We start from the raw sequence: 26,043 nt of genomic DNA on the forward strand, positions 1-26,043 counted from the left end.
GGGGTCGAAGCAATATTTACGGGCATGAGGTGGAAATCTCTGGAAAATGTCGGGTGGTGTATCGTCCCGACAAGCCGAATCAGGGGGGTGCGAGGGTTTGGATTGAAACCCACTCCGAGGTTCGGGTCTTCGATTTGGGCAACATGACTCATGTGTCGTCACCGCCATCTTCAGGAACTCGTGGTTGATGGCTGATGGCTGAAAGCTAAGTGCTTCGTGCGATATAGCTAACCGCTATGTGTTTAGCTATATAACGTCAGTTCGGGATAAGACAGTTTCCGGTGAAGGTGGGGTGTGGGGTGTCGGGCATTGGTGAAAGGTTAAGCAATTTTGCCAGATGTCAAGTTGATGGTATCGAACCGTTCAACCCCTTCTAAACTAACGTCAGTTTTGCTGAAGCGACCTCGCCGAGATGCCGACTCTGGGTGGGGTTCGGGCGGTGGGCAAGCCTCTTAACGAGCGAAGCGACAACACTGGCGACATGGGGTGGCTCGGGAGCAAAGTACTCCATCCCCATTCCCCATTCCCCATTCCCCGCCCTCACCTGAAACAGTCTTATCCAAAACTGACGTTAATTACTCAGAAGCCAAGATGCGGTTTAAAATCACCCGATCGCCGTAACGCAACAGGGTGGATAGGGTTTCGAGGCGGTGTTCCCAGGTTTGCACTCGGTAGGAATGTTCTGAGGCTTCCAAGCGCATCCAATCGGGAAATTGAGCTTGATATTCAACCAAAACATCGCTGGCAGCTGCCAAATTCTCGGCATTGGGTTCGGCTGCCAGTCGATCGAGAACTTCGGCTAACTCGACCGATTTTGTCTGCCACTGGCTCAATTCCGGTTCCCGAATCCAGAGTCGATCGTCGGCGAACAACACGTCCCATTCCTGCTGGAGAGCGGCAAACCGGCTGGCGGCGGCTTCAAAGGGCTGGCGGAAGGGAATCGGACCGGTGGTGGTGGGGGCTTGGGTGCGGGTGAAAATCTCGTAGAGGGGATCGGTGAGGACGGTGGCGGCAAAGAGGGCGTAACCTCCCACGGGCAAGTCTCGCAGGGCTTGAATTTGGTCGATGGCAACGACTGCGAGCAAATCGTGCAACTTCACTGAGGGAATCACCAACGCCGAACCCCCGCGTTCGAGTAACGGTTCGGTAATACTTTCGAGGCGGTTGGTATCGAGGGCGTAGGTCATCGGCACCACCAAATCTACCGTACCCGCTTCGACCCAGTTTTCCCAATGCTGCTGAATTTTGTGGATGCGATCGTGGGTGGATTGGTAGAAGACGGCGACGGAGAGAATCAGATTCGGATCGCGATCGCGCAGCCATTGAGAGACTTCGGCGACAAAGGAATCCACTTGCCCCGTGCGAAACTCCGTCCACTGTTCCCACAATTCGCGCTCGTCGGTGGAAATGGTACTCGGATCGACCCCGGCGAGTTCTTCAAAGGCTTCGAGCGCGGCAATGCCGTAGCCGTAAGTGCGCTTGGCACTGGGGTCTTGAAAGGGATAGCGGATGTAGTCGAGTTGCAAGCCATCCACGTCGTAATTGGTGATAATTTCGTCGATGACGCGCAGCAAATACCACCTCGCTTCTGGGTTTGCCGGATCGAGGAAGGTTTTGCCCGAACCCAAATGCCGCACCCGTCCGGCATTGTCGTAGTTCGCCCAATCGGGATTTTCGGCGAGAATGGGGCCGGGATAATCGTCTTTTTCGCCGACAATTTGATTGTGGCGTTGATTCCCTACGGCAAACGTCCACATCCAGGCATGGATTTCCATATCTCGCTCGCGGGCCAACTCCACCGCACTTTTCAGGGGGTCCCAGTAGCGGATGAGGGGATTTTGCTCGGGCATCACCTGACTGGGATAGATGGGGTATCCCGCATTGATGGTTTCAAAAAAAACGGTGTTGATGCCCGCACTTTTGAGGCGATCGAATACCCGCGCCAGTCCTTCCGAGGAACCCGCATCGACGATGGTACCGCGATCGAGCCAAATTGCTCGCACTTCCGTCTGGGCGCGGGGGCGATCGTTGGGGTAGCTTTCCCAGAGGCGAGAGCGGGCATTCAACCAACTCGATCGTGCCTCGCCGTATCGACCCTCGCCCACTAAATCGTTAAATTCGTGCAACACTTCACGGGCCTCGGCGATCGCCCGATCGGTTTGAACCATCGATGCATCGGCAGCGAGCGCATTTCCATCCTCGGCTTTCCCTTGGCTGCCAATGGTATGACCGTTGGCGTTGGCGGCGAGCAGAGCACTCTGCACTCGTCCCAAGAGCGATCGCAACTCCCGATGCATTTTCAGTTGCTCGAAGGGGGGAATCGGTGCGTCTCCCGGTTCCACTTGCAAACCCGGTGGAGCAACTTGAGAGGCGGGGTCGCTCACATCGTCTTCCGTGGGGACGACTTGGACGATCGGTTCTCGATCGATTGGCGGTCTGGGAACTGGACGAGCAGCCGCCCAACTCGGTTCTATCTCGGAAACGGAACCGCCAGCGACAAGGCTAGCAACAGCCAATACAAATTTGACTGGGACAGTTTTCAAGGACCAGTTTGTCATTCTTTGATTTGTGAATCGATCGATATAGTGTCAGGGAATTCGGGTGTTTCACCTCAAGGTGCGTGCGATGGCTCAAATTTGCAGAATCTCTTAAGCTCACTTTACCGAAAAATGCCGCGCCGATCTCGTCTGGGGATCGCGCAGCGTCGGACTGAGCCGATCGCACATCTACTTTTTACAATCGATCGAACCCCCAATCCGGGATGGGTTTGGGGGCGGGGGAGACAAGGGAGACAAGGGAGATGGGGGAGAGAATTAAAAATTAAACATGGGTTTGTTGTAGGGGCACAAGCATTTGGGCGATAAATTCCGCAACAAACGCGCACCTGACAGATCTAAATGCTTTGCCCTCCAGAGGGACATAGCGTCGTTACTGACCCATTGTCAATTGTCCACTATCGCTGTATTTCTGTGAGGTTAGGACAGCCCGAATTTACAAAGCACATCTTTCTCCCCCAGCTTCCACCGCGATTGCCAGCTCGCTAACACCGAGCTCTAAAAAACCTACACCCCATCCTCTTCTCGCCAAATCAAATCCCGCCGTTCTCGGACAATGGAACCTTCAGCTTCAAGCTGTTTGAGGATGCGGGTAACGGTAACGCGGGAGGTTCCGAGGACTTCGGCAATACACTGATGGGAGAGGCGAATGGCAATCAATTTTCCACGATCGACTCGCTGTCCGAATTTATTGGCCAACCACTCGAGAAAATACCGCACCCGCTCGCGAACGGGTTCGCAGCGAAGAATGGTGGTGAAAACGCCAGCTTGACGAGCGTGTTCGAGGAGAGCATCGACAAGTAAATACCACCGCTCGCACGGAATTAACGTGGCTGCCACCGAACTCAAGCATTCGACTTCGTAGGGAGCAATTTCCGAGAGGGGTTGACCCACCAGATTTCCTTCGCCCCAAATTCCCAGGGTAATAATTCTCCCTCCTTCGCTCCAAGTTAAGGTTCTGACCGCACCTCGCTCGATTTGCCAAATGCCTTGGCTTGTCAGAGGAATTGTGTCTCGACGTTTGAAATATTGCAAGGAGGGTTTGTAAAAGTTTGATGGGGGGGTTAGGAGTTGCATTGTGATTCGATGAAACGATAAGGTTTTTTGCTTGCTGGTGACCTTGCAATCGAAGATCCGCAAGACTCGATCGAGATTTGATGTGCAAATACCATCTCACCACTGTTGTTTAACCGATAACGCTCGAAAACTGCGTCCATCGAGAGCGTTACTGCTTCAAAGGTTAAATATTCGCTCAACCGAATACCGAATCTCGATCGAGTGCAATTATCGATCGTTCAATTTAACGAGAGTTTAAGTTCGATCGGTTCGTTTTAAGTTTCACCGTCAGAACTATTTTTTTGGCAGTATTCGCGCCATCGTCGGCGGGGTGAGTTCTGGATCGATTTCGTCAAAAATCGGGATTGTCGGTCGCTCGCTCGTTCGAGAACGAAAAATTTTGAGGTTAGAACTGAGTCGATCCATGAGTTTGAGCGTTAGATTTTCGTCGCCTTCAAGGTAAAGTTTATAATCACCGCGTTCGATCGATTATCCAATTTTCGATAGATTTCTAGACCAATATTTTTAAAGTGGCGCGTTCGGGGAGGGATTTCCAAAAATTCCAGATTTGGGCTTCTACTTTTTCGGGAGCGAAGTAGTGAAAGAAATGATAACCATCATCGCTCAGCCACAGACGATCGCCATCTTTCAAATATTTCTGCCAGCCGTCAAGTTGGTTGCGGTCGATAACGATATCGTTTTTCGCGCCGCACACGAGCAGCGGAACCGGCACAATTTGTGGTGGCAGCGAGAGTCTTTGATATAAAGAATGAGGAGAGGGGGAAAACTCTAAATCTTCTTCGAGCATTTGCACGTATTCGTGCAGCCGACGACCGACTTTATCCCCAAATAAATTATACACCATTTGATTTAAGACAATTCGGCGGTTGCAGGATAATAATTGCCGCTGAACGTAGTAATGCGCTTGCCAATCTACTGCTGGATGAACGCCGACGGATAAGAGGGTTAAAGAGCGAACGTATTGAGGATATCTTTGAGCGTATAATAAGCCCACCAAACCCGCAGTACTGTGACCGATTAAATGAATCGGACGCGGAGAAGACCGTAAATAGTGATGTAATAATCTAACGGCTATATCGAGGGAACAGCCTTCATCTTGGTTTTGTCGATACTGCCAAACGCCTAAGGAATTTCTGGAAGATAATCGATCGACAAGCGGTCGATCGAATTCGGCAAAACTAAAGTTTGTATCGAGCCAAAGAATATTCGGATAGCAACTCATATTTTGATTGGAACTCATTGAGAGATCGTGGATAAAATGTGAAGATTGAGGGGATTAATTTTATTATAACGATATTCTATATAAAATTTTAAATTCTCATTACTAAAACTCAAAAAATAGTTTTTTAGAGATGAGGTTTAAAGGATGAATAAGATAAAAAAAATAATAAATAGTCAGAGGACAGAATACTTTTATTTTGATCGTAGGAGTCAACCCGTGTTGACCCCTACTCGAATCTATGCGCTCGCAGTTCAATTAAACGGTATGTCGAGTGCGACGGATTTACACGCCAAACTCAGATTTGATTTGAGCAACCCACTTGCTGACGCGCTCTTCTGTGAGTTCCGATTGATTGTCTTCATCGATCGCCAAACCGATAAACTTACCATTTTTCAAGGCTTTAGACTCCTCAAAATCGTAGCCATCTGCCGACCACTGACCGATGGTTTTTCCACCGTTTCCGGAAATCTTTTCTTCCAAAATTCCGGCAGCATCCATGAAGTTTTCCGAATAGCCAATTTGGTCGCCCGTTCCGAAATAGGCAACGGTTTTACCACTGAAATCGAGATTATCTAACTCTTCGTAGAGGGCTTCCCAATCATCTTGCAGGTCGCCAATATTCCAGGTGGGAGAGGCAATAATTAGCTTGTCGTAAGCATCGAGTTCGCTGACATCTTCAACATCGGCCATATTGTGCAGCGTCACCACATCTTCACCGAGCAGTTCCTGAATCATTTCGGCAACGGATTCGGTTTTGCCAGTGGTGCTTCCAAAAAAGAGGCCAATTTGTGACACGGTTATTTCTCCAAAGTTAAGGTCAAATTCAAGTTGCAAGATTCACGATCGACTTGAATGCATTGTTTCGAGAGTGTTTTCGATCGGGGCAAACGGGTCGATCGCGCATGTTGGGTTTTGGGAGTGGTTTTGAGGGTGGTTTTGAAAGTCCAGATTCACCAGTGAATTTTCCGACGAACACACGCTCGATTTGCACTTCGAGCAACCCCCGCAAGCCTTCTGGGGAACTGGCACGGGAATCGGTTTGGAAATTGGCTCGAAATCTCGACATCCCAGCGCTTCTTCCGTCATCGCTTCGATCGGGCGCACGGTGCATTTGAGCCGGAAATCGCCCGTAAAATAAACGCAGCGATCGCATGGAATTGCATGCAGTCGTTTGAGATGAACCGTTCCTTCTCGCAGGGCTTGCCAAGCACTCCAAACAAAAAAGCTCAACAAACCCCAAATTGCTGCAAAGCAGATAACCGGAGGTAGCCAGATTAAAACGATATCGAAAGACATAATCTATCGCGTTGGGGTAAAGGAGACTAGACAAAAACTTGCCAAAGTAAATCCCATTTAAGTTGGGAGTTATCCTCACGCTCCAGTCAAGATCCGGTGCGCGAAAACCATGACTCGAAGGCAAAACGAACATCAAGAGGAAAACCAGACACCGGAAGTTTTTCACCGGTCGAAAAACCCATGAAAGCTCAGGATGAAAAACTCAAAGGCTCGATCGAAACTATTTGTTCGAAACCATTTGTTAAGAACCCAAGGTGTCCGGTTGGAAAACTGAAGGCAATCTTGCCACAATCCCTTCTGTATTAAGCAATCGGCGATCGCCTATGCTAAAAATTGAAAGCTTTGACGCAGTGCGTCTAAATTATCCAAAATCAGATAGGCAAAAATCGTGCCGCCAATGCCGCCCACGCAGAAACTGCCGCTAAACAGACTCCAAGCTTCTGCGGTTTGCAGATTAGTTGGTAATTCACCCACCGGCTTTCGAGTACCACTAAAAGCTGCTGTTCCGTAGCCCGACAGACACAACGAGGCAATCAGCACTAATATCGCTGCCGCCAGACATCCCACCAAATTCGCAGTATCCCCATCCCGCATCGGACCGAGAACCACAAACGGTCCAACCAAGAAGTAACCGTGGGCCATACCAATCTCCAAACCTCGGGAGAAGGGAGACAGACCCTGACGGTAAATGGGCAGATTGCTCACGAAGGTGAGGGTGAAATCGGAAGCACTTACGGGCGTGGAAAGGTTGCCGAATTGCGCGTCTCCCAACCACGGACGGACGAACTGACCTTTACCCAGGTCGAATCCCGCCCCAGCCGCGCGGACTCGCAGGGCGTGCCACAGGTGACCGAACAGCAGCAGGGTTGCAAAGGCGATATGGAACGCGGCCAACCAAGTGCGAACGCTGATGAATTCCGCCTGGGCTCCAGACCAACCCACGGGACCGTAAAACACCTCGGGATAGACGGTATCGTTAACGGTGACGAAGTACGCCGCCAAAAATCCCATGTAAGACAGCGCGCCCAAACTATAGGATAGATAAGCTTCTCCCGACCAATACAGTACTCGCTGCGCCCAGAGGAAAGGCTTGGTTGCGGTATGCCACAGACCGCCGAGAACGCATAGCAGGCCGACCCAAACGTGACCGCCCACCACATCTTCGAGGTTATCGACGGCGGCCATTCCTTCACCCCCTTGCAAGCCAAAGAGGTAGCCGAAGATATGACCCGGACTCAACGCAGGGTTGGTAATCACTCGTACCGACTCCGTTGCCGGATCGTACAAACCGCCCCAAAACATTGCTTTTGCCACTAGCAACCACGCGCCGAATCCGAGAAGCAGCAGGTGAATGCCAACAATGGTGGTCATCTTGTCCTGGTCTTCCCAGTCGTAGCCGAAGAAGCCGAAGAAGGAACGTTCTTGGGGTAAAACTTCCGGACCGAGTAAGGTGTGGTAGAGTCCCCCCGCCCCGAGAACGGCGGAACTCACCAGGTGCAGGGCGCCGATAACTAAGTAAGGTGAGGTATCGACAATCGCCCCGCCATCCCCGACGCCCAAACCCAGGGTTGCCAGATGGGGGATTAAAATTAACCCTTGCTGCCCCATGGGGATGTCGGGGTTGTAGCGGGAAATCTCAAACAGAGTCATTGCCCCCGCCCAGAGAACGATGAGTCCTCCGTGGGCGACGTGTGCCCCCAGCAGCTTCCCAGACTGGTCTACAAAGCGACCGTTCCCGCGCCACCAGGGGAGTTGGGATGGGGAAGGTGTCGTCGGGGCGGACATAGCCGTTGCAGTCATCAGAGGATACCTCCGCGATTGTTTTGCACGAGTTTGCCTTGGTTAAAGTCGAAACCTGCCGCTTTCAGGGCGTGGAAGAGGTGACCTTGGAGGAAGAAGAAACCCAGCCAGAAGTGGGCGTTGGCCAGCCAATTGCGGGCGGTGAGTTCACCAATAAAGTAAGGAAAGCGATCGAATCCCACCGTCAGCGTCGGTCCGTAGAAGACTTCTGGATAGACTAGAGAGTTGGTGGAAACGAACAGCGTCGCCACGAAAGCCATTAACGCTAAAGCCCCCAAACTATAGGAAAGGTAAGCTTCGCCCGACCAGACAAAAATGCGTTTGGCCCAGTTGAAGGGTTCGGATTTGATATGCCACAATCCCCCGCCGATACACAGCAGTCCGATCCAAATATGACCGCCGATAATGTCTTCGAGGTTATCCACACTCGCCAGCCAGTACTTGCCTCCAGCCCCGAAGAGGTAGCCGAAGATAACCGCTGGGTTCAGGGTGGGACTTGGCACCGCGCGAACGGTTCCGGCAACGGGATCGTAGATTCCGCCGAAGAACATCGCTTTTGCCACCAGCAAGAATGCTCCCAATCCCAGCAATACCAGATGGATGCCGAGGATGGTGGTCATTTTATTGGCATCGCCCCAGTCGTAGCCGAAAAAGGAGGAGAGTTGCTCTAATTTTTCCGGCCCTTTGAAGGTATGAAAGATGCCGCCAAAGCCAATAAAGGCCGAACTAATGACGTGCAGCGCCCCGATAACAAAGTAGGGGTAGGTATCGACCACTTCACCGCCAGCCCCGACACCCCAACCGAGGGTTGCCAGGTGGGGTAGCAGGATGAGTCCCTGTTCGTACATGGGTTGGGCTGCATTAATGCGAGAAACTTCAAATAAAGTCATCGCTCCCGCCCAGAACACGATGAGCCCCCCGTGGGCGACGTGCGCGCCGAGCAATCGCCCGGAAAGCTCTGTGAGCCGGTAATTTCCCGCCCACCACGGCGCTTCTTGGGGCGGTCCTGTCGTCACGATCGTCATCGCATACCTCCTGAAACAGTTTTCAAAGTTAAAAGTTCTATAGCCGTAGCCACTTTCATTAGGACGTTGCATGCTGGAGGAAAATTTTCAAACAAGAGAAATACTGCTCTCTGATGTCCTAACCAGGCTGGCTACAGCTATATAAGGTCTGCTGTGAAGTTTGCCGTTCGCAAAGAAAGCGAACTCGCCAGAGAACAGAGAGAGAGGAGTACTGGCGAGACTTATTGCTATCAAAACTCAACAACTGGTTGCCCATCGTAGTGGGTTTTGAAATTTATTGCAATAGATTCTCATTTATTTGCGGTAAAGAAATATGAAGTGAAGCGCAATGAAGACTGCATGGGATGTGACGAGCTTTTAATGATTGCTTCGACCCCCAGCCATCTCCCTTTACTCGCATGAAATCTATAATCCCTGCGATGGCAGTTTTACAAACAGCGAAGTTTGATGATAGCGATTATCAATAAATAATTCGAGGTTTCGATCGGGTTTGTATTGGATTTTCTTATGAAAAGCCTTCTAGACTTGGTATGGCAAGCGATCGAGAAATTGTGTCATCAATTTATTAAAAACTATTACTAATAAGCTGCTAAAGTGGGGTTCATATCCGAGAATGTTTGGATATCGGCGATCGCTCCCGATTGGCGGAACTCACCTTGGGTTTGTAGGAGCTTCTCTCGACTGCATCCCGAGATTGATGGAAGGACCGTTTGGCAATACTCGCGATCTACTTCCACCGATGATGTGCCTAAACCGTACGAACGACAATCGAGGTCGCGATCGCCTTTTTTTGAGAAGCTTTACTAACAAATAGGAGGCTAATGCAGAATGCAAAGCTATGGTAATCCCGGCGTCAAGTACGACTGGTGGGCTGGGAATGCCCGTTTCGCCAACCTATCGGGCAAATTTATTGCCGCTCACGCCGCCCAAGCTGCACTCATTGTTTTCTGGGCGGGGGCATTTACCCTCTTCGAGCTGTCCCAGTACGATACGTCCCTTCCCATGGGCGAACAGGGTCTGATCTTGCTACCCCACCTGGCTACCCTCGGATTGGGTGTCGGCGCTGGAGGTGAAGTGGTTGACACCTATCCCTACTTCGTCGTCGGGGCCGTTCACCTGATTTCCTCCGCCGTTCTCGGGGCTGGGGCGCTGTACCACTCCTTTAAAATCACGGGAGATTTGAGCGAAGCCTCGGGTAATGCCCGCAAGTTCCACTTCGATTGGGACGATCCCAAACAGTTGGGTCTGATTCTCGGACACCACTTGCTGTTCCTGGGATTGGGAGCGCTGTTGCTGGTGGGCAAAGCCATGTTCTGGGGCGGATTGTACGACTCTGCCATCGCCGACGTGCGCTTGGTAACCGAACCCACCCTCGACCCCTTCGTTATCTACGGCTACCAAACTCACTTTGCGTCAGTGGATAACCTCGAAGATTTAGTCGGCGGTCACATCTTCGTCGGTCTGTTACTCGTCGGTGGCGGGATTTGGCACATTGTCAAAGAACCCTTCGACTGGGCGAAAAAACTGCTGATTTTCTCCGGTGAGGCAATTTTATCCTACTCTCTAGCCGGCATTTCTCTGGCTGGATTCACGGCGGCCTACTTCTGTGCCGTCAATACCCTCGCCTATCCGGTGGAATTCTACGGTCCGGTTCTCGAAGTCAAACTGGGAGTTTCGCCCTATTTTGCCGATACCGTAGACTTGCCGATGGGGGCACACACCGCCCGCGCATGGTTGGCGAACGCTCACTTCTTCCTGGCCTTCTTCTTCCTGCAAGGTCATCTGTGGCACGCTTTGCGCGCCATGGGCTTTGACTTCCGCAAGATCGAAAAAGCCCTAGAAAATGCTGGAATGGCCCAAGCCGCACCGATGGCTTCCACAAAAAAACCCGCACCCGCTAAAGCTTCAGCAGAATAAGCAGTAGCCGGTGCGACCGAATGAGAATTGCGATCGTCCTTACTTTGAGCCAGAGACATTACAAAACGCTGCCACGTTAAAGAGTTTCTCTGATTGAAGCGCGGCGATCGCACCAATGGATTTATTACCAATGTGCTTCATGCAGGCTACCACCTGTGTGGAGCTTCTTTCAAGGGTTGTCAGCTGTCAGCTTGGGGTTCAAACCCAGTCTTTAGGGCTGGTGGTTTTTCAACCTGTTTAAGTGCTTTGTCAAGTTTGAATTAACGGGTAACGCCCGAGTGCACGTATTTTGCTCGCGTTGCGTTTGAGTTTCATCGATAGTTTTTACCCGCAATATTGTTACCCGCAAACCCATCCTTGACAGATGGCGAAACCTGTAGAACAAAGAAAGAGGTATTTTAAGTATGACGATTGCAAGCGATCGAACTGCGATCGAACCAGATTTAACTTGGCTGTCCGGAAACGCCCGCCTCATCAACCTTTCCGGGCAACTCTTAGGGGCGCACATCGCCCACGCCGGACTGATGATGTTTTGGGCGGGGGCGATTACTCTCTCGGAAGTCTCTCGCCTCGACACTACCCTTCCCCTAGGCGAGCAAAGTCTCACCGTACTCCCGAACCTCGCGGGTTTGGGTTGGGGCGTGGGGCCCGGGGGAACCATTGTCGATTCCTACCCCTATTTCGTCGTCGGAATGCTGCACCTCGCCGCATCGGCTGCACTTGGGGCGGGAGGATTGTTCCACGTGTTCCGAGGTCCGGCAAACTTAAAAGACGGCGAAGGCTGGGCAACAAAATTCCACTACGAATGGAGTGATGGCAAGCAACTGGGCTTAATTTTAGGTCATCACCTGCTATTTCTTGGGGCGGCCGCCCTGCTATTTGTCGGCAAAGCCACCACTTGGGGCGGTCTCTACGACGGGGCGATTCACGATGTCCGCCTCATCACCGAACCCACCACCAACCCGGTGACGATTTTCGGCTATATCTTCGGTTTGAACCACGGCGTTTGGAATCCCCTGGGAATGGCTAGCGTCGATAATTTAGAAGATGTCGTCGGCGGTCATTTGTGGATTGGCATTATTTGTATCGCTGGTGGCATTTGGCATATCGTTAAAGCCCCCTTTGGTTTGGGAACTCAATTACCCTATAACGGTCACGCCATCCTCTCCTACTCCCTGGCTGGATTGGGGTGGATGGGTCTGCTGTCGGGCTATTTCGTCGCCTACAACACCACGGTCTTTCCTGCGGATTTATACGGATTCGATCGGGGGATTATCGCCGGAATTCAGTTCGGGCTGGGCTTTACGTTCCTTGCCGGACACATTTGGCATGCCCTGAAAGGACGCATGGAAGCTAATAATCTCAGCGAGGATGATGCCTATCGCACAACCCTCATCGGTTTTGGGTTCTTAGCATTGCTGGTGTTAGTGCTGGTTGCGAGTTAGGCGATCGTATTTTTTACTCAACGTTTTCCCGGCTTTGGATAAGAGTCGGGATTTTTTTAGGGCGATCGAGATTTTTGGGAATCTCCAAATGCTAGAACTCCACCACACTGGTATGAATGGGTATAGACTCTTCATTTTTTTGACCCCGATCTCCTTCGGAATTCAAATCTACCGGAATTTCTATCACTTTAAATTTGACTAATCCGTAAGGGATGCGCGGGAAAATAACGTACCCAGGTAGGGGTCAAGGGCCCTTGACCCCTACCGTATATCTGGAACGAGCGGGTACCTTATTTCTTTGCAAGTCCCTAATTTCATGGACAAACATCATCAAAGCTGACGAATGTTCCGCACCACAAAATTGTGACCTTCGCAACCTTCGTTGTTTGGGCGATCGCACCTTGGTTCGAGAAGTACGTCCGGTGAGGTTTGCAGACTTTCTCATCTCAAAGAGTCAGGGGGGCAGCATTTCCAATGGAAAAACGGTTGACCCGACAACTTCTGTAGGGGTCAACAGCCGTTGACCCTTACTCCCATGGGCGATCGCACTTTGGTTTTACAGTGACCGCAAATCGTATTTTGGACGTGAAGGATGTAGAAAAACCTGAAAAGACTTATTTTGGGTGCGTGTTTGCCGCGTACGCCGAACTCACCCCAATCGTGCCAGTAAATGCTCTCCCACCCGCAGGGCATTGGCAATAATTGTCAACGCCGGACTCACCCCAGAACAAGACGGGAAGAAACTGCTATCAACGACGTACAAATTATCCACTTCGTGAGTGCAACAGTTGAGATCGAGGACGGAAGTGCCCGGATCTGACCCAAACCGGCAGGTTCCCGACTGATAGCCCACCACTTGTACCGGGGCTTGTCCGCGTGGGTGAATATTGCCCTGTTGAAACCCCTTCACCGTTTTTTCCACCGCTTTGAGAACGTCGATCCAGCGATAGACGAGGCGATCGTGGGCTTCAGTATTATTAGGGGTAAATTCGACATACAGCTTCTGGTTCTCCCAGCGCACCCGATTGTTGGTATCCGGCAGCACTTCCGTTTGTACCCACCAACCAATCGATCGCATTGCCAGTTGTTTGAGACCGAATTGGGGTAGTAACTTCGCCGCTACTGACAGCAGGGGGGGAGACTCGGCAAAAATCACATCCTGCAACAATCCCCCGGCATTCTCGATATGCCCCATGGGGTAAGCATAGTTTTCGTCTCCCCAATAGAAATCGTTGACGCTGACACTGCGGCGAAACGTCCCGGAATTGGCTTTGGAAGCCAACTGCACCACAGCCGTCATTTGATGTTGCATCAGGTTGCGCCCCACCAAACCCGAACCGTTGGCCAACCCGTTGGGATGTTTTTCATTTGCCGATTTGAGCAGCAGGGCCGCCGAATTAATCGCCCCGCAAGCCACCACCACGATTTCCCCGGTAAACAGAAACGACTGAGTGCCGATTTTCGCTTCCACCGCTTTCACCGTTTGTCCCGAGAGGTTGGTGTGGAGGGCAACCACCTCCGCTGAGGTTTTCAAGGTGACGTTCTCGTATTGAACGGCGGGATCGATGCCAAATACTTGCGAATCCCCCGTGGGATCGTCATCGCGCAGGGTGAGGGTTAGGGGTAGAGAGGTTGGGTGGAGTCCTTGTTCGGAAAGGGCTTCAACAATCGGCTGAATTTGCGGTTCGTGGGGTTCTGGCTTGTAGGAATAGTCGCCGCTGCGATCGGGTTCTGTGGGATCGCCTCCCGACTCACCGTGAACCATGTAGAGTTGTTCGGCTTCGGTATAGTAGGGTTCAAAGTCGGCGTATTTCAGTTCCCAGGCCGGAGACACCCCCTCGGGATAGGCAATTTCGTCAAAATCTCGCTCCCGCATCCGCATCAGAGACGCGCCGTAGATTTTTGTATTTCCCCCCACGGCATAATTCGTCTGCGGCCAGAACACCTCCCCCTCGCTATCGTACCAAGGACTCGGAGCGTGGTAGCGTTCCCGCTTGAAAACATCGACGCTGGTGCGATTTTGCTCTTCTAGGGGCATAAAATCCCCCCGTTCGAGAATTAAAATCTGCTTGCCCGTGGGGGCTAACTTACCGGCGAGAGTTCCACCCCCCGCGCCGGTGCCGATGATGATGATATCGTAGTGTCGATCGTCGATAATCATAAGTTTAATGGGAATGGGGAACGGGGAATGGGAATAGGGAACGGGGAATAGGGAATGGGGAATGGGGAACGGGGAATGGGGAATGGGGAATGGGGAATGGGGAATGGGGAATGGGGAATGGGGAATGGGGAATGGAAAAAACCTATTTCTTCGATTCGTGTAAATAAACCAGTGCGAAGCGCTATACTATTTTCTATTTTGAAATTCCCTCTTTTTCAGTCAAGATCTAATGATTAACGATTTTAAAGATTTAAGAATTTGGCAGACTGGGATGGAGATTGCTGAAAAGTGCTATTTTCTCACGAAAGTTTTTCCAAAAGAAGAGTTGTATGGAATCGTGCAACAAATTAGACGGAGTGCTGTATCGATTCCTGCCAATATAGCTGAAGGTTACGGACGAAGATACACGGGAGAATATGTAAGATTTTTAAATATCGCCAAAGGTTCGCTTAATGAATTAGAAACTCATCTCATTTTGTCTCAACGAGTCGGGTTATGCGAGCGAAAGGACATAGAAACTATTATTTCTCTAATTCAATCGGAAAGCAAAATGATTACTAGCCTCATCCAAAAACTCGAGAACCGATAACATAAGCATTCAGCCATCAGCTATCAGCCATCAGTTTTAGCTAGGAATAGGTTAAAGTCATCAGCTCGATTCCAGTTTGAAGGTGATGATTGACGGCACAATACCTGAATGCTTACCCGATAACTATTCCCCCTTCCCCATTCCCCATTCCCTACTCCCATACATAAATCAAAAGAAACAAAATAATCCAAATCACATCAACGAAGTGCCAAAACAGGGAAGTCGAAGCCACGCCGAACTCGCCGCCATCGTAGTTCCCCGGAATAAACGATCGCCCCAGCATAATTCCCTGCAACAGGACTCCCGTCAGTACGTGCAGTCCGTGGAACCCAGTCAGCAAATAGAACGTACCGCCAAATACCCCTGACTGGAAACCAAAGGCAAGACCGTTCCATTCCACCGCCTGCCCGTAGAGGAAGTAGCTTCCCATTGCCATGGTCAGCAGCCAGAACGCTCGAAATCCCCAGAGATTTTCCCGATGCAAGCATCGTTCGGCAAAGTAAATGACAAAACTGCTCGAAACGAGAACGATCGTGTTGATGAAGGGTTCTCGCACCTCTAAACCTTCTACCCCGGCTGGCAACCAGTCAGTGGTATTAGTTTTGTAGACGATGTACCCCGCAAAGAAACTGAGGAAAATGACGCTTTCTGAAAGCAGAAAGACGATGAAGCCAAACATGCGATGGTCTTCTTCGTGTTCCCCAGCGTGGGTATCGTGGGTATTCAGTGTCGGATCTAGCTCGGTTACGCTCATTTTTTAACAAGTAATAATTTAGAAGTAATAAGTAATAAGTTTTGCTTGCATTTTTTTTAGGAAAAAATTTTTTTTATTCCATTTTATGCAGACTGAATATCAACCACTTATTACTTGTGACTTAAGCCTTTTCTGCTTTGTTTAATTAAGTTTGAGGTAGAAGCACAATGGGTTAATTTGAGATATTTCATCTCATCTTGTGCTTCTAACTTCCCGTTCTTTGAGTCTTTGTGGTTCCTGTCAATTGGTATTCTTGAGGTAGCCAGAGAGTCAGTCGATCTCCGAAACTTACTCCGAAGAAAGAGGAGAACTCGACTTCTGATTCGGATCGTTGGCCACCAACGGTTTGTCGAGGCCGTAACCGTAGGGTTCAGACACCACTACCGGCAGTTGCTCGAAGTTTTCGTGGGGGGGTGGAGAGGGCACCAACCATTCCAAACCAATGGCGCGCCAAGGATTATCGGGGGCTTTCGGACCCTGTACCCAGGAAGCGACCATATTGAGGATGAAGGGCATCGTCGAAACCCCCAGCAAGAAGCCGCCAAGACTGGCGAGTACGTTCCAGAAGGCGAATTCGGGATCGTAGGAGGCAACCCGTCGAGGCATCCCCATCAAACCCAGCGGGTGCATCGGGAAAAAGTTGAGGTTTGCGCCGATGAAGGTGAGGATGAAGTGAAGTTTGCCCAAACCTTCGTAGTACATCCGTCCGGTCATTTTCGGGAACCAGTGGTAGAGGGCCGCGTAGACTCCCATCACCGCCGCCCCGTAGATGACGTAGTGGAAGTGCCCGACAACGAAGTAGGTATTGTTGACGTGGATGTCGAAGGGGGCGGAGGCGAGCATGATGCCGGTAATTCCAGCAAACAGGAACGTCAGCAATCCTCCGAGGGCAAACAGCATTGGCGTATCCAGCCGCAGCTTTCCTCCCCAGACGGTTCCCACCCAGGCAAAGACTTTCACCCCCGTGGGAACGGCAATCAGCATGGTGGTAAACATGAATACCATCCGCATCCAGTCGGGAGTGCCGCTGGCGAACATGTGGTGAACCCAAACGACGCCGCTGAGTCCGGTGATAATCGTCGAGGAAATAGCGACAAAGTGGTAGCCGAAGAGGGGTTTGCGGGCGTAGACGGGGAAGAGTTCGGAAAAAATGCCGAAAATTGGCAGGATGATGACGTAAACGGCAGGGTGGGAGTAGAACCAGAAGAAGTGCTGGTAGAGAATCGGATCGCCCCCTTGGGCCGGATCGAAGAAGCTGGTTCCGGTGGTGATATCGAACAGCAGCATCACGGCCCCGGCAGTGAGGGCGGGCAGTCCGAAGAGTTGAATCATCTGAGCGCTCATGGTGGCCCAGACGAAGACGGGCATCCGGAACCAGCCCATTCCCGGCGCGCGCATCCGAAATACCGTGGTGACGATATTCACCGCCCCCATAATCGAGGAAACCCCAGATAGGGCGACGGCGAGCAACCACATGGTTTGACCGTTGATGAGGTTCCCCGTGGGATTTTGCAAGCTGACGGGGGGATACGCCCACCACCCGGATTGGGAGGGACCGCCGGGGATGAAGAAGCTCAGCATAAAGATGACGCCGAATACCGGCACCAGCCAGAAGGCGGCGGCGTTGAGGCGGGGGAAGGCCATATCCCGCGCCCCGATCATCAACGGCACCAGGTAATTGGCCAAACCGTTGAGAACCGGAAACGTCCACATGAACAACATCAGAGTGCCGTGCATGGTGAACAGGGCGTTGTAGACGGTGCGATCGACTAAATCCGCTTCCGGGGTAATCAGTTCCCCCCGCATAATCATCGCCAGCAACCCGCCAATCAGGAAAAAGATAAAGGCGGTGACAATGTATTGAATGCCGATAACTTTGTGGTCGGTGCTGAAGCTGAAAAATCGCTTCCAGTTATCGGGGGCACCGGGGAAGGGTTGGTTGCTTTGGGCGGCGATCGCTTCTGGAGTGCGATCGACAGATAGATTACTCATAGCTATCGTTGGCGGAACTGGTGTAGTTCACGATGGGGGGTGGGGCGGGTTCGACGGATTTCCAACCCAAATCGATGGGTTTGGTGTTGGCTTGATTAAATTCTTCAAAGGCTGGGTTTTCGGCAATTTTTGGCGTTTGTCCGGCCGCTTGTGTCAGCCACGCTTCGTATTCGTCGGCGGATTCGACGACGACGTTGGTTTGGTTTGCCCCGAAGTACGTACCGCTATATTGAGAGTCTCGGATGCGGTAGCGTCCTTCGCGAATGGGGGTGAACTCGAAGCCGATGGTTTCTCCGGGTACGACATCTTGCTTCACTCGAAAGGCGGGAATGAAGAAGCCGTGGATGACGTCTTCGGAGATGAGTTGGAATTTCGCCCGTTGGTTCACCGGTAGGTGGAGTTCGGTACTGCTGACGTGGCGATCGGGGTAGCGAAATTCCCACACCCACTGGCGGGCGTACACTTGAATGGGGGTTTCGCCTGGGGCGACCTCGGTCACAGAACCCGCCGACTGACGATCGATATCCCCGAGAATGGCCATGCGATCGTAGATGTTGTAGCTGTAAATGGCGATCCACATCGCCAGGGCGAAGGGAATCGCCGTCCAAACCACCTCGAGTTTGATATTGCCTTCGATGGGGGGACCGTCGCCCACTTCGTATTTCCCGGCCTGCTGAAAGGCGATCGAATACGCCAGAGTTCCCGTCACCCCCAGGAAAATAAAGGTTCCCAGGGTGACTAAAAAACTGAAGAGGTTATCGATGAGGATCGATTCTGCTGAAGCCTGAGGGGGCATCCAGCCATAAGCTTGTTGCCCCATCCACAGGCTAATGAGGGCAGCGACGAGGGCGAGGGCGATGAGGGTGAAAATCGTGCGTCGTGGCATGGCGATTGTTGTCCCAAGTTATTGTCCCAGTTGGTTGATGATGGCGTTGGCATCTTCACCGGCGCGCAACAGACGATCGGCACTGATGTGAACTCCGAAGTCAGCCGCCAGATGCGCCCCCAGGGTTCCGTGGAGGAACATCAGGGCAAAAATCCCCAGTCCGGCGAGGATGTAACTCCACTGCACCTGTCGCGGTTTGTCCTGCCGCCACACGTAGCGCTGGAAGCCCCGCCACACCGTCATCGCGACGATGAGTGCCAGCAGCACCACGCCGCCGACGCCGTGCCACAACATGGTACTGGTGGCCCCCAATCCCCAAGGACTGGTGACATCTTGGGGCGGGTCTGCTAGCAAGATTTCGTAGAACCCAGCGCCCACGGTAAAGAAGGTGACGATCGCGGCACTCACCATGTTGTACCAGCCGACATCAAACAGGTTCGTCCGGGTTGCCGGAATCGCCAGAAACTTAAACACCGGCTTTTCGAGAGGGAACAGCACCCCGACGATATCGAAGCTAATGGCAACGATAAACAATCCCAGGGTGAGGTGAACCAGATTGGGATGAATGGGGATCGTGTAGGGGAGACCGTTGGCGCCGATTTCGGCGAGGGGAAAGAGCGACATCATTACAGAATTCCCTCCCGTACTGCTTCCACCACCGGTCCCGTATGCAAACCGTAGATCCAAACCAGCTTGTCGCCGAGGTAGATCTGGAAGCACACCAATGCAAACAGCACCACCCCCATCCCCAGAAAGGGCAGGGGTAACTTTTGGGGCGTTCGCAAGCGGATGATATAGCGCCAACTGGTAATCGCTGCCAGGACTCCCGACAGCGACCAGCCAATCAGGGTGTGTAAGTTCAAATCGGCGACGGCTTGGCCGTAGGGACTGGCAAGTCCCGCTTCCACTTGACCGAAAATAATGGCAATGAAAATGGAAACCGTGGCAAAGACCAGATTCCACCAACTCACCTCGTACAGGCGGCTATTACGGGTGAAATAGCCGATCGCATCGCACAGGATGGCAAATAACACCATGGCAATGACAAAATGCACCACGATCGGATGGATGGTATCGGGGTAGGGCAAATTGTGGTCGTTGAGTGGAGGAAGGTACTCCAACATGGCAATCCTCACAGCGTCGTTCGATCTATACGGTATCAAATTTCTCGGCAGTCGGGAAAACTCTTCCTAAAATGAGAAGAAAGATGAGAAATTCCACTTGGAAACTAAAGCTACAAATAGCAAGATATTGAGAGAAAAAAGTCCTAGAATGACAAAAAATTGCTTGGGTTTGATATTCGCGACGTTCATGATTTTTGGCGTGTAGTTTACATCAAAGAACAACTCCCTCGATCGCCCCGCTCGGTGGGCTGCATTCATCTGACGGTGCGTCTCGACTGCCCTCAGACCGTTGAATCTACTAGGAATCTCGCACTCACAGGCAATCGCCTTCATCACTGGGCGATCGAACTTTGACACTCGAGCGTTAAAATTTTGACAGAAAATATCGAACGACTCGTGTCGCGAGTGGGTATAGATTTTGTTGTGGCGATCGCGATTTAAACGATGCGAAAAAATTGGTTTCGCTCGTCATTCAGGAATAAAAGAGTAGCGATCGCATTAAGTCTTTTTTTGGGCGATCGATAGAGAAAGATGACTGAACGAATCGTTTTTAGTCTCTTCTTATTTTACTCAAAAAACTCGATCTAAAACTCTCTATCCACAAACTTTAGAGTTTGTTTAGAATCCCAAACAATTTGACAATTTGTCTAATTAAATATAGAGAAATAATGATACAAATTTTCGTCAGTCCCTACTCTGGGGCTTCGGAAGAATTGGCGACAACGGGAGCAACGGGGGCAACGGGAGATTGAGGGGTGCTAAACTCATTAAAATTCCGCCATCTCCCCCCTCTCCCCGAGTCTTCTTTCCGAATTCACGCGGTGTGCAATCTTTTTGCGCGCGCCATATGGTGAGCGAGTCGAAAAATCCCCCATTCCCCATTCCCCATTTGTGAAAGGTTAGGACAATCGCTTGTTTGTCAAGTGCCACATTTAGTGTTGCTACTCGAAAAACGACCTAGATCTAGACCGTCTCGGATGATAGACCAACACTTAGGATTCACACCTAAAACCTAAAACCATTCCCGATTCCCGATTCCCCATTCCCCTTGACAAGCGGTACACAAGCTTAACCTTTCACCAATGCCCATTCCCCATTCCCCCGTGCGGTCAGGTTTTGGATAAACCAGTTCCACATGGCGTAAATTCCGCGCTTCCGAATTCTTAACCCTGATAGGCCGACCCATCCGGCATCATTGCCCCCTGAAGCCGGGCATCGCGAAAGTTAACGTTCGCGATGCGAGCATTCATCAGAACGGCTTTCGTGAGGTTCGCCCCCGAGAGATTCGACCAGTTCAGGTTCGTGCGGTACATACTCGCACCGGATAAATTTGCCCCCCGCAGCGTCGCCCAACTCACGTTCGCCGCCCTCAACTGTGCCTTCGTCAAATTAGCCTGGGTGAGATTGGCCCCGCTCAATTTGGCAAAACTCAAATCCACCTGAGTGAGGTTGGCCCGCGTCAGGCTGGCGCTATTGAGGGAAGTTTTCATCAGGTTCGCCTGGGTTAAATCCGCTTCGTTGAGGACGCAAATCGTGAGATTCGCCCATTCCAACATCGCTTCGTGCAAACAGGCCCAATGCAAATTCGATCGAATCAGATTCGCCTCTTTGAGAATGGCACGGGTAAGATTGGCTTTGGTTAAATCTGCTTCGTTAATGGAGGCTTCGCTCAAATCCGCCTCTTGGAGTGTGGCTTCTACGAGTTTGGCCCCCCGCAGGTTAGCATCGTTGAGATTCGCCCCGGATAGATTCGCCCCGGATAGTTCGCTGCCAATCAAATTACCTTCTTGAAGGTTCGCACCACTCAAATTGCTACCGAGCAAATTCGCTTCTCGTAAATTCGCTCTTTCTAATCGAGTGCCCTGTAAATTGCTCCCGGCGAGGTTGGCCCGTCGAAATTGCACCCCAGCGAGGTTCGCACCCGCGAGATTCGCCCGTTCGAGATTGACTTCTCCAAAGTTGCGTTCTCCTCGTTCGTACTGTGCCAACAATTCCTCAACCTTCATGCTTTTCATCATGGCTCGTTCCCTTCTCATATTTCCTGTGCCACCAGGGCGGACAGTCGCTGTATTTCCATTGTCGTCGCTGTGCGATCGGAATCTCTCCGTCAAAAAATGCCCACAAATCGGAGCGGCGAGAATTTCCCCAGGAGAATTTCGACAAACGATCGCGCTGTTCTGACAAAATCAATAAGGTAACGATCGATGCTCCTCGATCGGCGCGAGATCCCCAATCCGCGTTCGCGAAGCGCAACTCCCTTTGGGAGTATCGCCCCGAAGCAAAAAGATGGAAGACTGACGGGGACCGACGCGCAACCTTTAACCTTCTCATTTGTCCTTTTGAATTGTGATTCTCAGGAGAACACGATCGATGTCAGATAATTTAAGAAGCCAAGTCGTCACCCAAGGGAACGCTCGCTCCCCCAATCGCGCCATGTTGCGGGCGGTGGGATTCCAAGATGAGGACTTCAGCAAACCCATCGTCGGCGTGGCCAACGGCTACAGCACCATTACCCCGTGCAACATGGGGTTGAACGATTTAACCGATCGCGCCGAGGTGGGAGTTCGCGCCGCTGGGGGGATGCCCCAACGGTTCGGCACCATCACCATCAGCGATGGCATTTCCATGGGAACCGAGGGGATGAAATACTCTCTGGTGTCTCGCGAGGTGATTGCCGATTCGATCGAAACCGTTTGTAACGGACAAAGCCTCGATGGGGTGCTCGCCATCGGCGGCTGCGATAAGAATATGCCCGGGGCAACGATCGCCATTGCCCGATTGAATATTCCCGCCATCTTCGTCTACGGCGGAACCATTAAACCCGGACACCACGACGGTACGGATTTAACGGTGGTGAGCGCCTTTGAGGCGGTGGGACAGCACAGTGCCGGAAAAATTGACGATGCCCAATTGATGGCGGTAGAACGAAACGCCTGTCCGGGGGCGGGTTCGTGCGGGGGAATGTTCACCGCGAATACCATGTCCTCGGCGATCGAAGCCATGGGATTGAGCTTGATGTATTCTTCGACGATGGCCGCCGAAGATGCGGAAAAAGCCGACAGTACCGAAGAATCCGGGAAAGTTTTAGTTGAAGCGATTCGCCAGCAAATTCTGCCCCAGCAAATCCTCACCCGCAAAGCCTTTGAAAACGCGATCGCCGTGATTATGGCTGTCGGCGGTTCCACCAACTCGGTACTGCACCTCCTGGCGATCGCCCATGCCATTGGCGTCGAACTCACCATCGACGATTTTGAAACCATTCGCGGTCGCGTCCCCGTCCTGTGCGATCTCAAGCCCAGCGGTCGTTACGTGACCACGGAGTTTCACCAAGCCGGTGGGGTTCCCCAGGTGATGAAGATGTTACTCGATCGGGGTTTGATTCACGGCGATGCCCTCACCATCACCGGTAAGACGATCGCCGAACAGCTTGCGGATATCCCCTCCTCTCCCCCTGCCAACCAAGATGTGATTCGTCCCTGGGACAATCCCATGTACGATCGAGGACACCTCGCCATTCTTAAAGGCAATCTGGCCTCAGAAGGGGCGGTGGCGAAAATCAGCGGCGTGAAGAAGCCGCAAATCACCGGACCGGCGCGAGTGTTCGAGTCGGAAGAAGAGTGCCTCAAGGCGATTCTGGCCAACCAAATCCAACCCGGAGATATCATCGTCGTCCGCAACGAAGGTCCTAAAGGCGGACCGGGAATGCGGGAAATGCTCGCCCCTACCTCGGCGATCATCGGTGCGGGATTGGGCGACTCCGTGGGGTTGATTACCGACGGTCGCTTTTCTGGAGGAACCTACGGTCTGGTAGTGGGTCACGTGGCCCCAGAAGCCGCCGTGGGGGGTACGATCGCCCTAGTGGAAGAAGGAGATAGCATTACCATCGATGCCCCGGCGCGATTGCTCCAATTGAACGTTTCCGAGGAGGAACTGCAACAGCGTCGCGATCGATGGCAGCCGAATCCCCCCCGCTATCGAGCGGGAGTCATGGCAAAATATGCTAAGTTGGTTTCCTCGAGTAGCTTGGGGGCCGTCACGGACTTAGGGTTGTAACGAGAGAACTCGGAATTCGGAATTACGTCTAATGTGAATGACAGATGACCCTTGTCAGCTCAGCGTTCTAGTTTTTTTCAAAACTTATAAAGCTAGGATTTTTGATGGATTGGCGTTGTTTTGGCTTCTAATTCACATTAGGCGTAAATTTGCCAAAGGGAGATAACGGGGAATTGTGAGGCTTTGAGTGCAGATCGCCCTCGAAAATCCGAATTTGAGATTGCCCGGGAACTAACCAAATTTAGGGAGAGTAGTTAAACGTGGAGAGTGTAGCAGACCTATTTGAGAAAGGCGGCATTGCCATGTGGCCCCTGCTGTTTCTCTCAATTTTGTCCGTGGGAACGATCGTCGAACGATTGTGGTTCTGGATGCGAGTCTTGACCAAAGAAAAACAAATCGTCAATCGGGTGTTGGAAACCGCACGCCACGATTGGACGGTGGCCAAACAACTAGCCAAACAAGCGAGAAACCAACCCATCGGACGTTTTCTATACTCGCCCTTGCGCCTGGATCGCCCCAGCCCGGAAGCCTTCGAACTGGCGCTGGAATCTTCTGCCGATGAAGAGTTGGCGAATATGCGCCGAGGGGACAAAATCCTGGAAGCGGTAATTGCCCTGTCTCCCCTGCTGGGACTGTTCGGGACGGTGTTGGGTTTGATTCGATCGCTCGGTTCGATTAGTATCAGCGACCTGGGAACCGCAGCCACCACGGGAGTGACTCTGGGGATTGGGGAATCCCTCATCAGTACCGCTTTCGGTCTCATCGTGGCGATCGTCAGCGTCGCATTCTACCGCCTATTTCAGGTTTTTCTCTTCAACCAAGTCAAAATCTTCCGCAAATCGGGAAGCGATCTAGAATTACTGTATCGCCAATTTTGGGGACTCGATCGACCCATGGAAGCAACTCTGCCAGCAACCCTGCCGCCAGAGATTCCCGATGCCCCCAAACCGTCTCGAAAGCCGATCTTAAAAAAGAACGGCCCGAAACCACCGGTGACTCCCATCGACCCCCCAGCAACGATGCCGCCGGATGTTGTCACCGAACCCTTAGGAGAACCGCCAGTCCAACCCGTCACCCAACCCCAAGCCGTCACCCAAGTCCAAACCGATACGCAACTTCAGTCATCTAACACCTCGACAACGAAATCTGTTGGCGAATCTGAGGTCGCATCAGCCCCAGAAATCGCAACTCCCACCACTCCTGACGTCGGCACGATCGAATCAACCGATCACTCTCCAAACCCATCAGCCGGACCAACAACTGGCGAAACCACAACCGCCATGCCAGGAGAACCGGGAACCGACGATGTCAGCGAGACTTCTCCTTCTCCAAATCCAGATCGCGAATCTGACGACAAAACCGAATGAAAATTAACCTCGATACCCACACCGACGACATCCAAATTCAAATCCTGCCCCTGATCGATGTCATCTTCTGCATCCTCACCTTCTTTATCCTCGGGGCTGTGGGTTTGAGTCGCCAGCAAGCCATTGGTTTGGACTTACCTCGGGCAAGTACCTCCGAAGCTCAAATGCGGGAAATGTTTATGGTGGTTATCGATCCCATCGGTCAGGTTTCCATTGAAAACAAGCCCCAGCAATGGGTTTCCGTGAACCCGCAACAACTTACCGGCATCCTCCAACGCTATCGAGAAGTCAGACCCGATGGGTTAATCGTTCTCCACGCCCATCCGATCGCCCAATATGAGAAAGTGGTACAAGTGTTGGATTTGCTGCGATCGGTCGGGGGCGATCGCGTGGCCCTGGCAACCCTCCCCACGAACGAACCAGAACTGAACCAATCCAATCCCGGCAATCGCGTCAATCCCATCCCCGGTTTTCCCGCACCTCCGGGCACCGTTCCCCCCGCACTTCCAGGACGAGAGAGTTCTACTCCCAATACGGTGCCCGGAGGTATTCCAGGAGGCACGACTCCCAACACAACTCCTGAAAGCGAAGTCGATACCGGAGATGCGATCGCTCCTGAAGGTGAAGTCGATACTGGAGATGCGATCGCTCCCGAGACTCAAACGCCTGAAGCGACAACGACGGGAGAACCTAGCGGTGAGGGTGGTACTTCCGAGAATTAACTCGCCAACCCAACCGAGAAATAACGATGCTGTAAAGGCAACGGTAGAGTACTCGGGT

The 26,043-nt window shown here is 51.9% G+C and carries 21 protein-coding genes and 2 pseudogenes; 7 read left to right on the forward strand and 16 right to left on the reverse strand.

The features are described 5' to 3' along the window. Positions 1 to 188 (forward strand): annotated as a pseudogene (locus AC2215_RS02045) (hypothetical protein); the annotation flags it as partial. Positions 189 to 373: 185 nt separating this feature from the next. Here AC2215_RS02045 and AC2215_RS02050 read toward each other — a convergent pair. The 9 genes from AC2215_RS02050 to AC2215_RS02090 all read right to left on the reverse strand — a co-directional run bounded on the left by AC2215_RS02050 (position 374) and on the right by AC2215_RS02090 (position 9,712). Continuing rightward, positions 374 to 511 carry a hypothetical protein gene (locus tag AC2215_RS02050; RefSeq protein WP_486808285.1) on the reverse strand — a complete coding sequence of 46 codons (138 nt, stop codon included), beginning with the start codon at positions 509 to 511 and terminating at the stop codon, positions 374 to 376. A gap of 64 nt (positions 512 to 575) precedes the next feature. Continuing rightward, positions 576 to 2,558, reverse strand: a complete 1,983-nt coding sequence (locus AC2215_RS02055) for a glycoside hydrolase family 10-like protein (RefSeq protein ID WP_486808286.1) — start codon at positions 2,556 to 2,558, stop codon at positions 576 to 578. 504 nt (positions 2,559 to 3,062) lie between these two features. Then, positions 3,063 to 3,632: a Crp/Fnr family transcriptional regulator gene (locus AC2215_RS02060; protein ID WP_486808287.1), complete on the reverse strand. Its 570-nt coding sequence runs from the start codon at positions 3,630 to 3,632 to the stop codon at positions 3,063 to 3,065. A 490-nt stretch (positions 3,633 to 4,122) separates the two neighbouring features. Then, complete coding sequence (locus AC2215_RS02065; RefSeq protein ID WP_486808288.1) at positions 4,123 to 4,872, reverse strand: alpha/beta fold hydrolase; 750 nt, start codon at positions 4,870 to 4,872, stop codon at positions 4,123 to 4,125. 264 nt (positions 4,873 to 5,136) lie between these two features. Further along, positions 5,137 to 5,649 (reverse strand): flavodoxin FldA, encoded by a 513-nt coding sequence (gene fldA, locus AC2215_RS02070; RefSeq protein ID WP_486808289.1) that lies wholly within the window; start codon positions 5,647 to 5,649, stop codon positions 5,137 to 5,139. A 42-nt stretch (positions 5,650 to 5,691) separates the two neighbouring features. Next, positions 5,692 to 6,150 (reverse strand): hypothetical protein, encoded by a 459-nt coding sequence (locus AC2215_RS02075; RefSeq protein WP_486808290.1) that lies wholly within the window; start codon positions 6,148 to 6,150, stop codon positions 5,692 to 5,694. Between the two features lie 321 nt (positions 6,151 to 6,471). Beyond that, positions 6,472 to 7,935 carry a chlorophyll a/b binding light-harvesting protein gene (locus AC2215_RS02080; protein WP_486808320.1) on the reverse strand — a complete coding sequence of 488 codons (1,464 nt, stop codon included), beginning with the start codon at positions 7,933 to 7,935 and terminating at the stop codon, positions 6,472 to 6,474. Between the two features lie 14 nt (positions 7,936 to 7,949). Next, a complete protein-coding gene (locus AC2215_RS02085; protein ID WP_486808291.1) occupies positions 7,950 to 8,975 on the reverse strand; it encodes a chlorophyll a/b binding light-harvesting protein in 1,026 nt (341 codons plus the stop codon). Between the two features lie 578 nt (positions 8,976 to 9,553). Further along, complete coding sequence (locus tag AC2215_RS02090; RefSeq protein WP_486808292.1) at positions 9,554 to 9,712, reverse strand: hypothetical protein; 159 nt, start codon at positions 9,710 to 9,712, stop codon at positions 9,554 to 9,556. Between the two features lie 91 nt (positions 9,713 to 9,803). Here AC2215_RS02090 and AC2215_RS02095 point away from each other — a divergent pair, with 91 nt between their 5' ends. Both AC2215_RS02095 and AC2215_RS02100 read left to right on the forward strand, forming a co-directional pair. Beyond that, positions 9,804 to 10,892 carry a chlorophyll a/b binding light-harvesting protein gene (locus tag AC2215_RS02095; RefSeq protein WP_486808293.1) on the forward strand — a complete coding sequence of 363 codons (1,089 nt, stop codon included), beginning with the start codon at positions 9,804 to 9,806 and terminating at the stop codon, positions 10,890 to 10,892. Positions 10,893 to 11,296: 404 nt separating this feature from the next. Beyond that, on the forward strand, positions 11,297 to 12,337 hold the full coding sequence (locus AC2215_RS02100; protein ID WP_486808294.1) for a chlorophyll a/b binding light-harvesting protein: 1,041 nt from the start codon (positions 11,297 to 11,299) through the stop codon (positions 12,335 to 12,337). Positions 12,338 to 12,986: 649 nt separating this feature from the next. Here AC2215_RS02100 and AC2215_RS02105 read toward each other — a convergent pair. Then, positions 12,987 to 14,498: a GMC oxidoreductase gene (locus AC2215_RS02105; RefSeq protein ID WP_486808295.1), complete on the reverse strand. Its 1,512-nt coding sequence runs from the start codon at positions 14,496 to 14,498 to the stop codon at positions 12,987 to 12,989. Positions 14,499 to 14,727: 229 nt separating this feature from the next. Between AC2215_RS02105 and AC2215_RS02110 the strand changes: the two genes are divergently transcribed. Then, the gene (locus tag AC2215_RS02110; protein ID WP_486808296.1) at positions 14,728 to 15,087 is read left to right on the forward strand and encodes a four helix bundle protein; all 360 of its coding nucleotides are present in this window, start codon (positions 14,728 to 14,730) and stop codon (positions 15,085 to 15,087) included. A 151-nt stretch (positions 15,088 to 15,238) separates the two neighbouring features. Here the strand turns inward: AC2215_RS02110 and AC2215_RS02115 are convergent, their stop codons facing one another. The 6 genes from AC2215_RS02115 to AC2215_RS02140 form a co-directional block, all read right to left on the reverse strand. Beyond that, complete coding sequence (locus AC2215_RS02115) at positions 15,239 to 15,841, reverse strand: cytochrome c oxidase subunit 3 (RefSeq protein ID WP_486808297.1); 603 nt, start codon at positions 15,839 to 15,841, stop codon at positions 15,239 to 15,241. A 288-nt stretch (positions 15,842 to 16,129) separates the two neighbouring features. Further along, on the reverse strand, positions 16,130 to 17,833 hold the full coding sequence (ctaD, locus tag AC2215_RS02120; RefSeq protein ID WP_486808298.1) for a cytochrome c oxidase subunit I: 1,704 nt from the start codon (positions 17,831 to 17,833) through the stop codon (positions 16,130 to 16,132). After that, positions 17,826 to 18,719, reverse strand: a complete 894-nt coding sequence (locus AC2215_RS02125) for a cytochrome c oxidase subunit II (protein WP_486808299.1) — start codon at positions 18,717 to 18,719, stop codon at positions 17,826 to 17,828. Before AC2215_RS02125 ends, ctaD begins: the two co-directional genes overlap by 8 nt. 18 nt (positions 18,720 to 18,737) lie before the next feature. Beyond that, positions 18,738 to 19,346: a DUF2231 domain-containing protein gene (locus AC2215_RS02130; RefSeq protein WP_486808300.1), complete on the reverse strand. Its 609-nt coding sequence runs from the start codon at positions 19,344 to 19,346 to the stop codon at positions 18,738 to 18,740. Beyond that, positions 19,346 to 19,843, reverse strand: a complete 498-nt coding sequence (locus AC2215_RS02135; protein WP_486808301.1) for a DUF2231 domain-containing protein — start codon at positions 19,841 to 19,843, stop codon at positions 19,346 to 19,348. The genes AC2215_RS02130 and AC2215_RS02135 overlap by 1 nt, the downstream gene beginning before the upstream one ends. 1,163 nt (positions 19,844 to 21,006) lie before the next feature. Beyond that, positions 21,007 to 21,861, reverse strand: a complete 855-nt coding sequence (locus tag AC2215_RS02140; RefSeq protein WP_486808302.1) for a pentapeptide repeat-containing protein — start codon at positions 21,859 to 21,861, stop codon at positions 21,007 to 21,009. Between the two features lie 352 nt (positions 21,862 to 22,213). On the opposite strand from AC2215_RS02140, the gene ilvD reads away from it, so the two are divergent. The 3 genes and pseudogenes from ilvD to AC2215_RS02155 all read left to right on the forward strand — a co-directional run bounded on the left by ilvD (position 22,214) and on the right by AC2215_RS02155 (position 25,985). Next, a complete protein-coding gene (gene ilvD, locus AC2215_RS02145) occupies positions 22,214 to 23,896 on the forward strand; it encodes a dihydroxy-acid dehydratase (RefSeq protein WP_486808303.1) in 1,683 nt (560 codons plus the stop codon). Between the two features lie 302 nt (positions 23,897 to 24,198). Then, a pseudogene (locus AC2215_RS02150) lies at positions 24,199 to 24,774 on the forward strand (MotA/TolQ/ExbB proton channel family protein); the annotation flags it as partial. Positions 24,775 to 25,259: 485 nt separating this feature from the next. After that, positions 25,260 to 25,985 (forward strand): ExbD/TolR family protein, encoded by a 726-nt coding sequence (locus tag AC2215_RS02155; protein ID WP_486808304.1) that lies wholly within the window; start codon positions 25,260 to 25,262, stop codon positions 25,983 to 25,985. Positions 25,986 to 26,043: the final 58 nt, after the last annotated feature.

Source organism: Zarconia sp. (assembly GCF_057467645.1).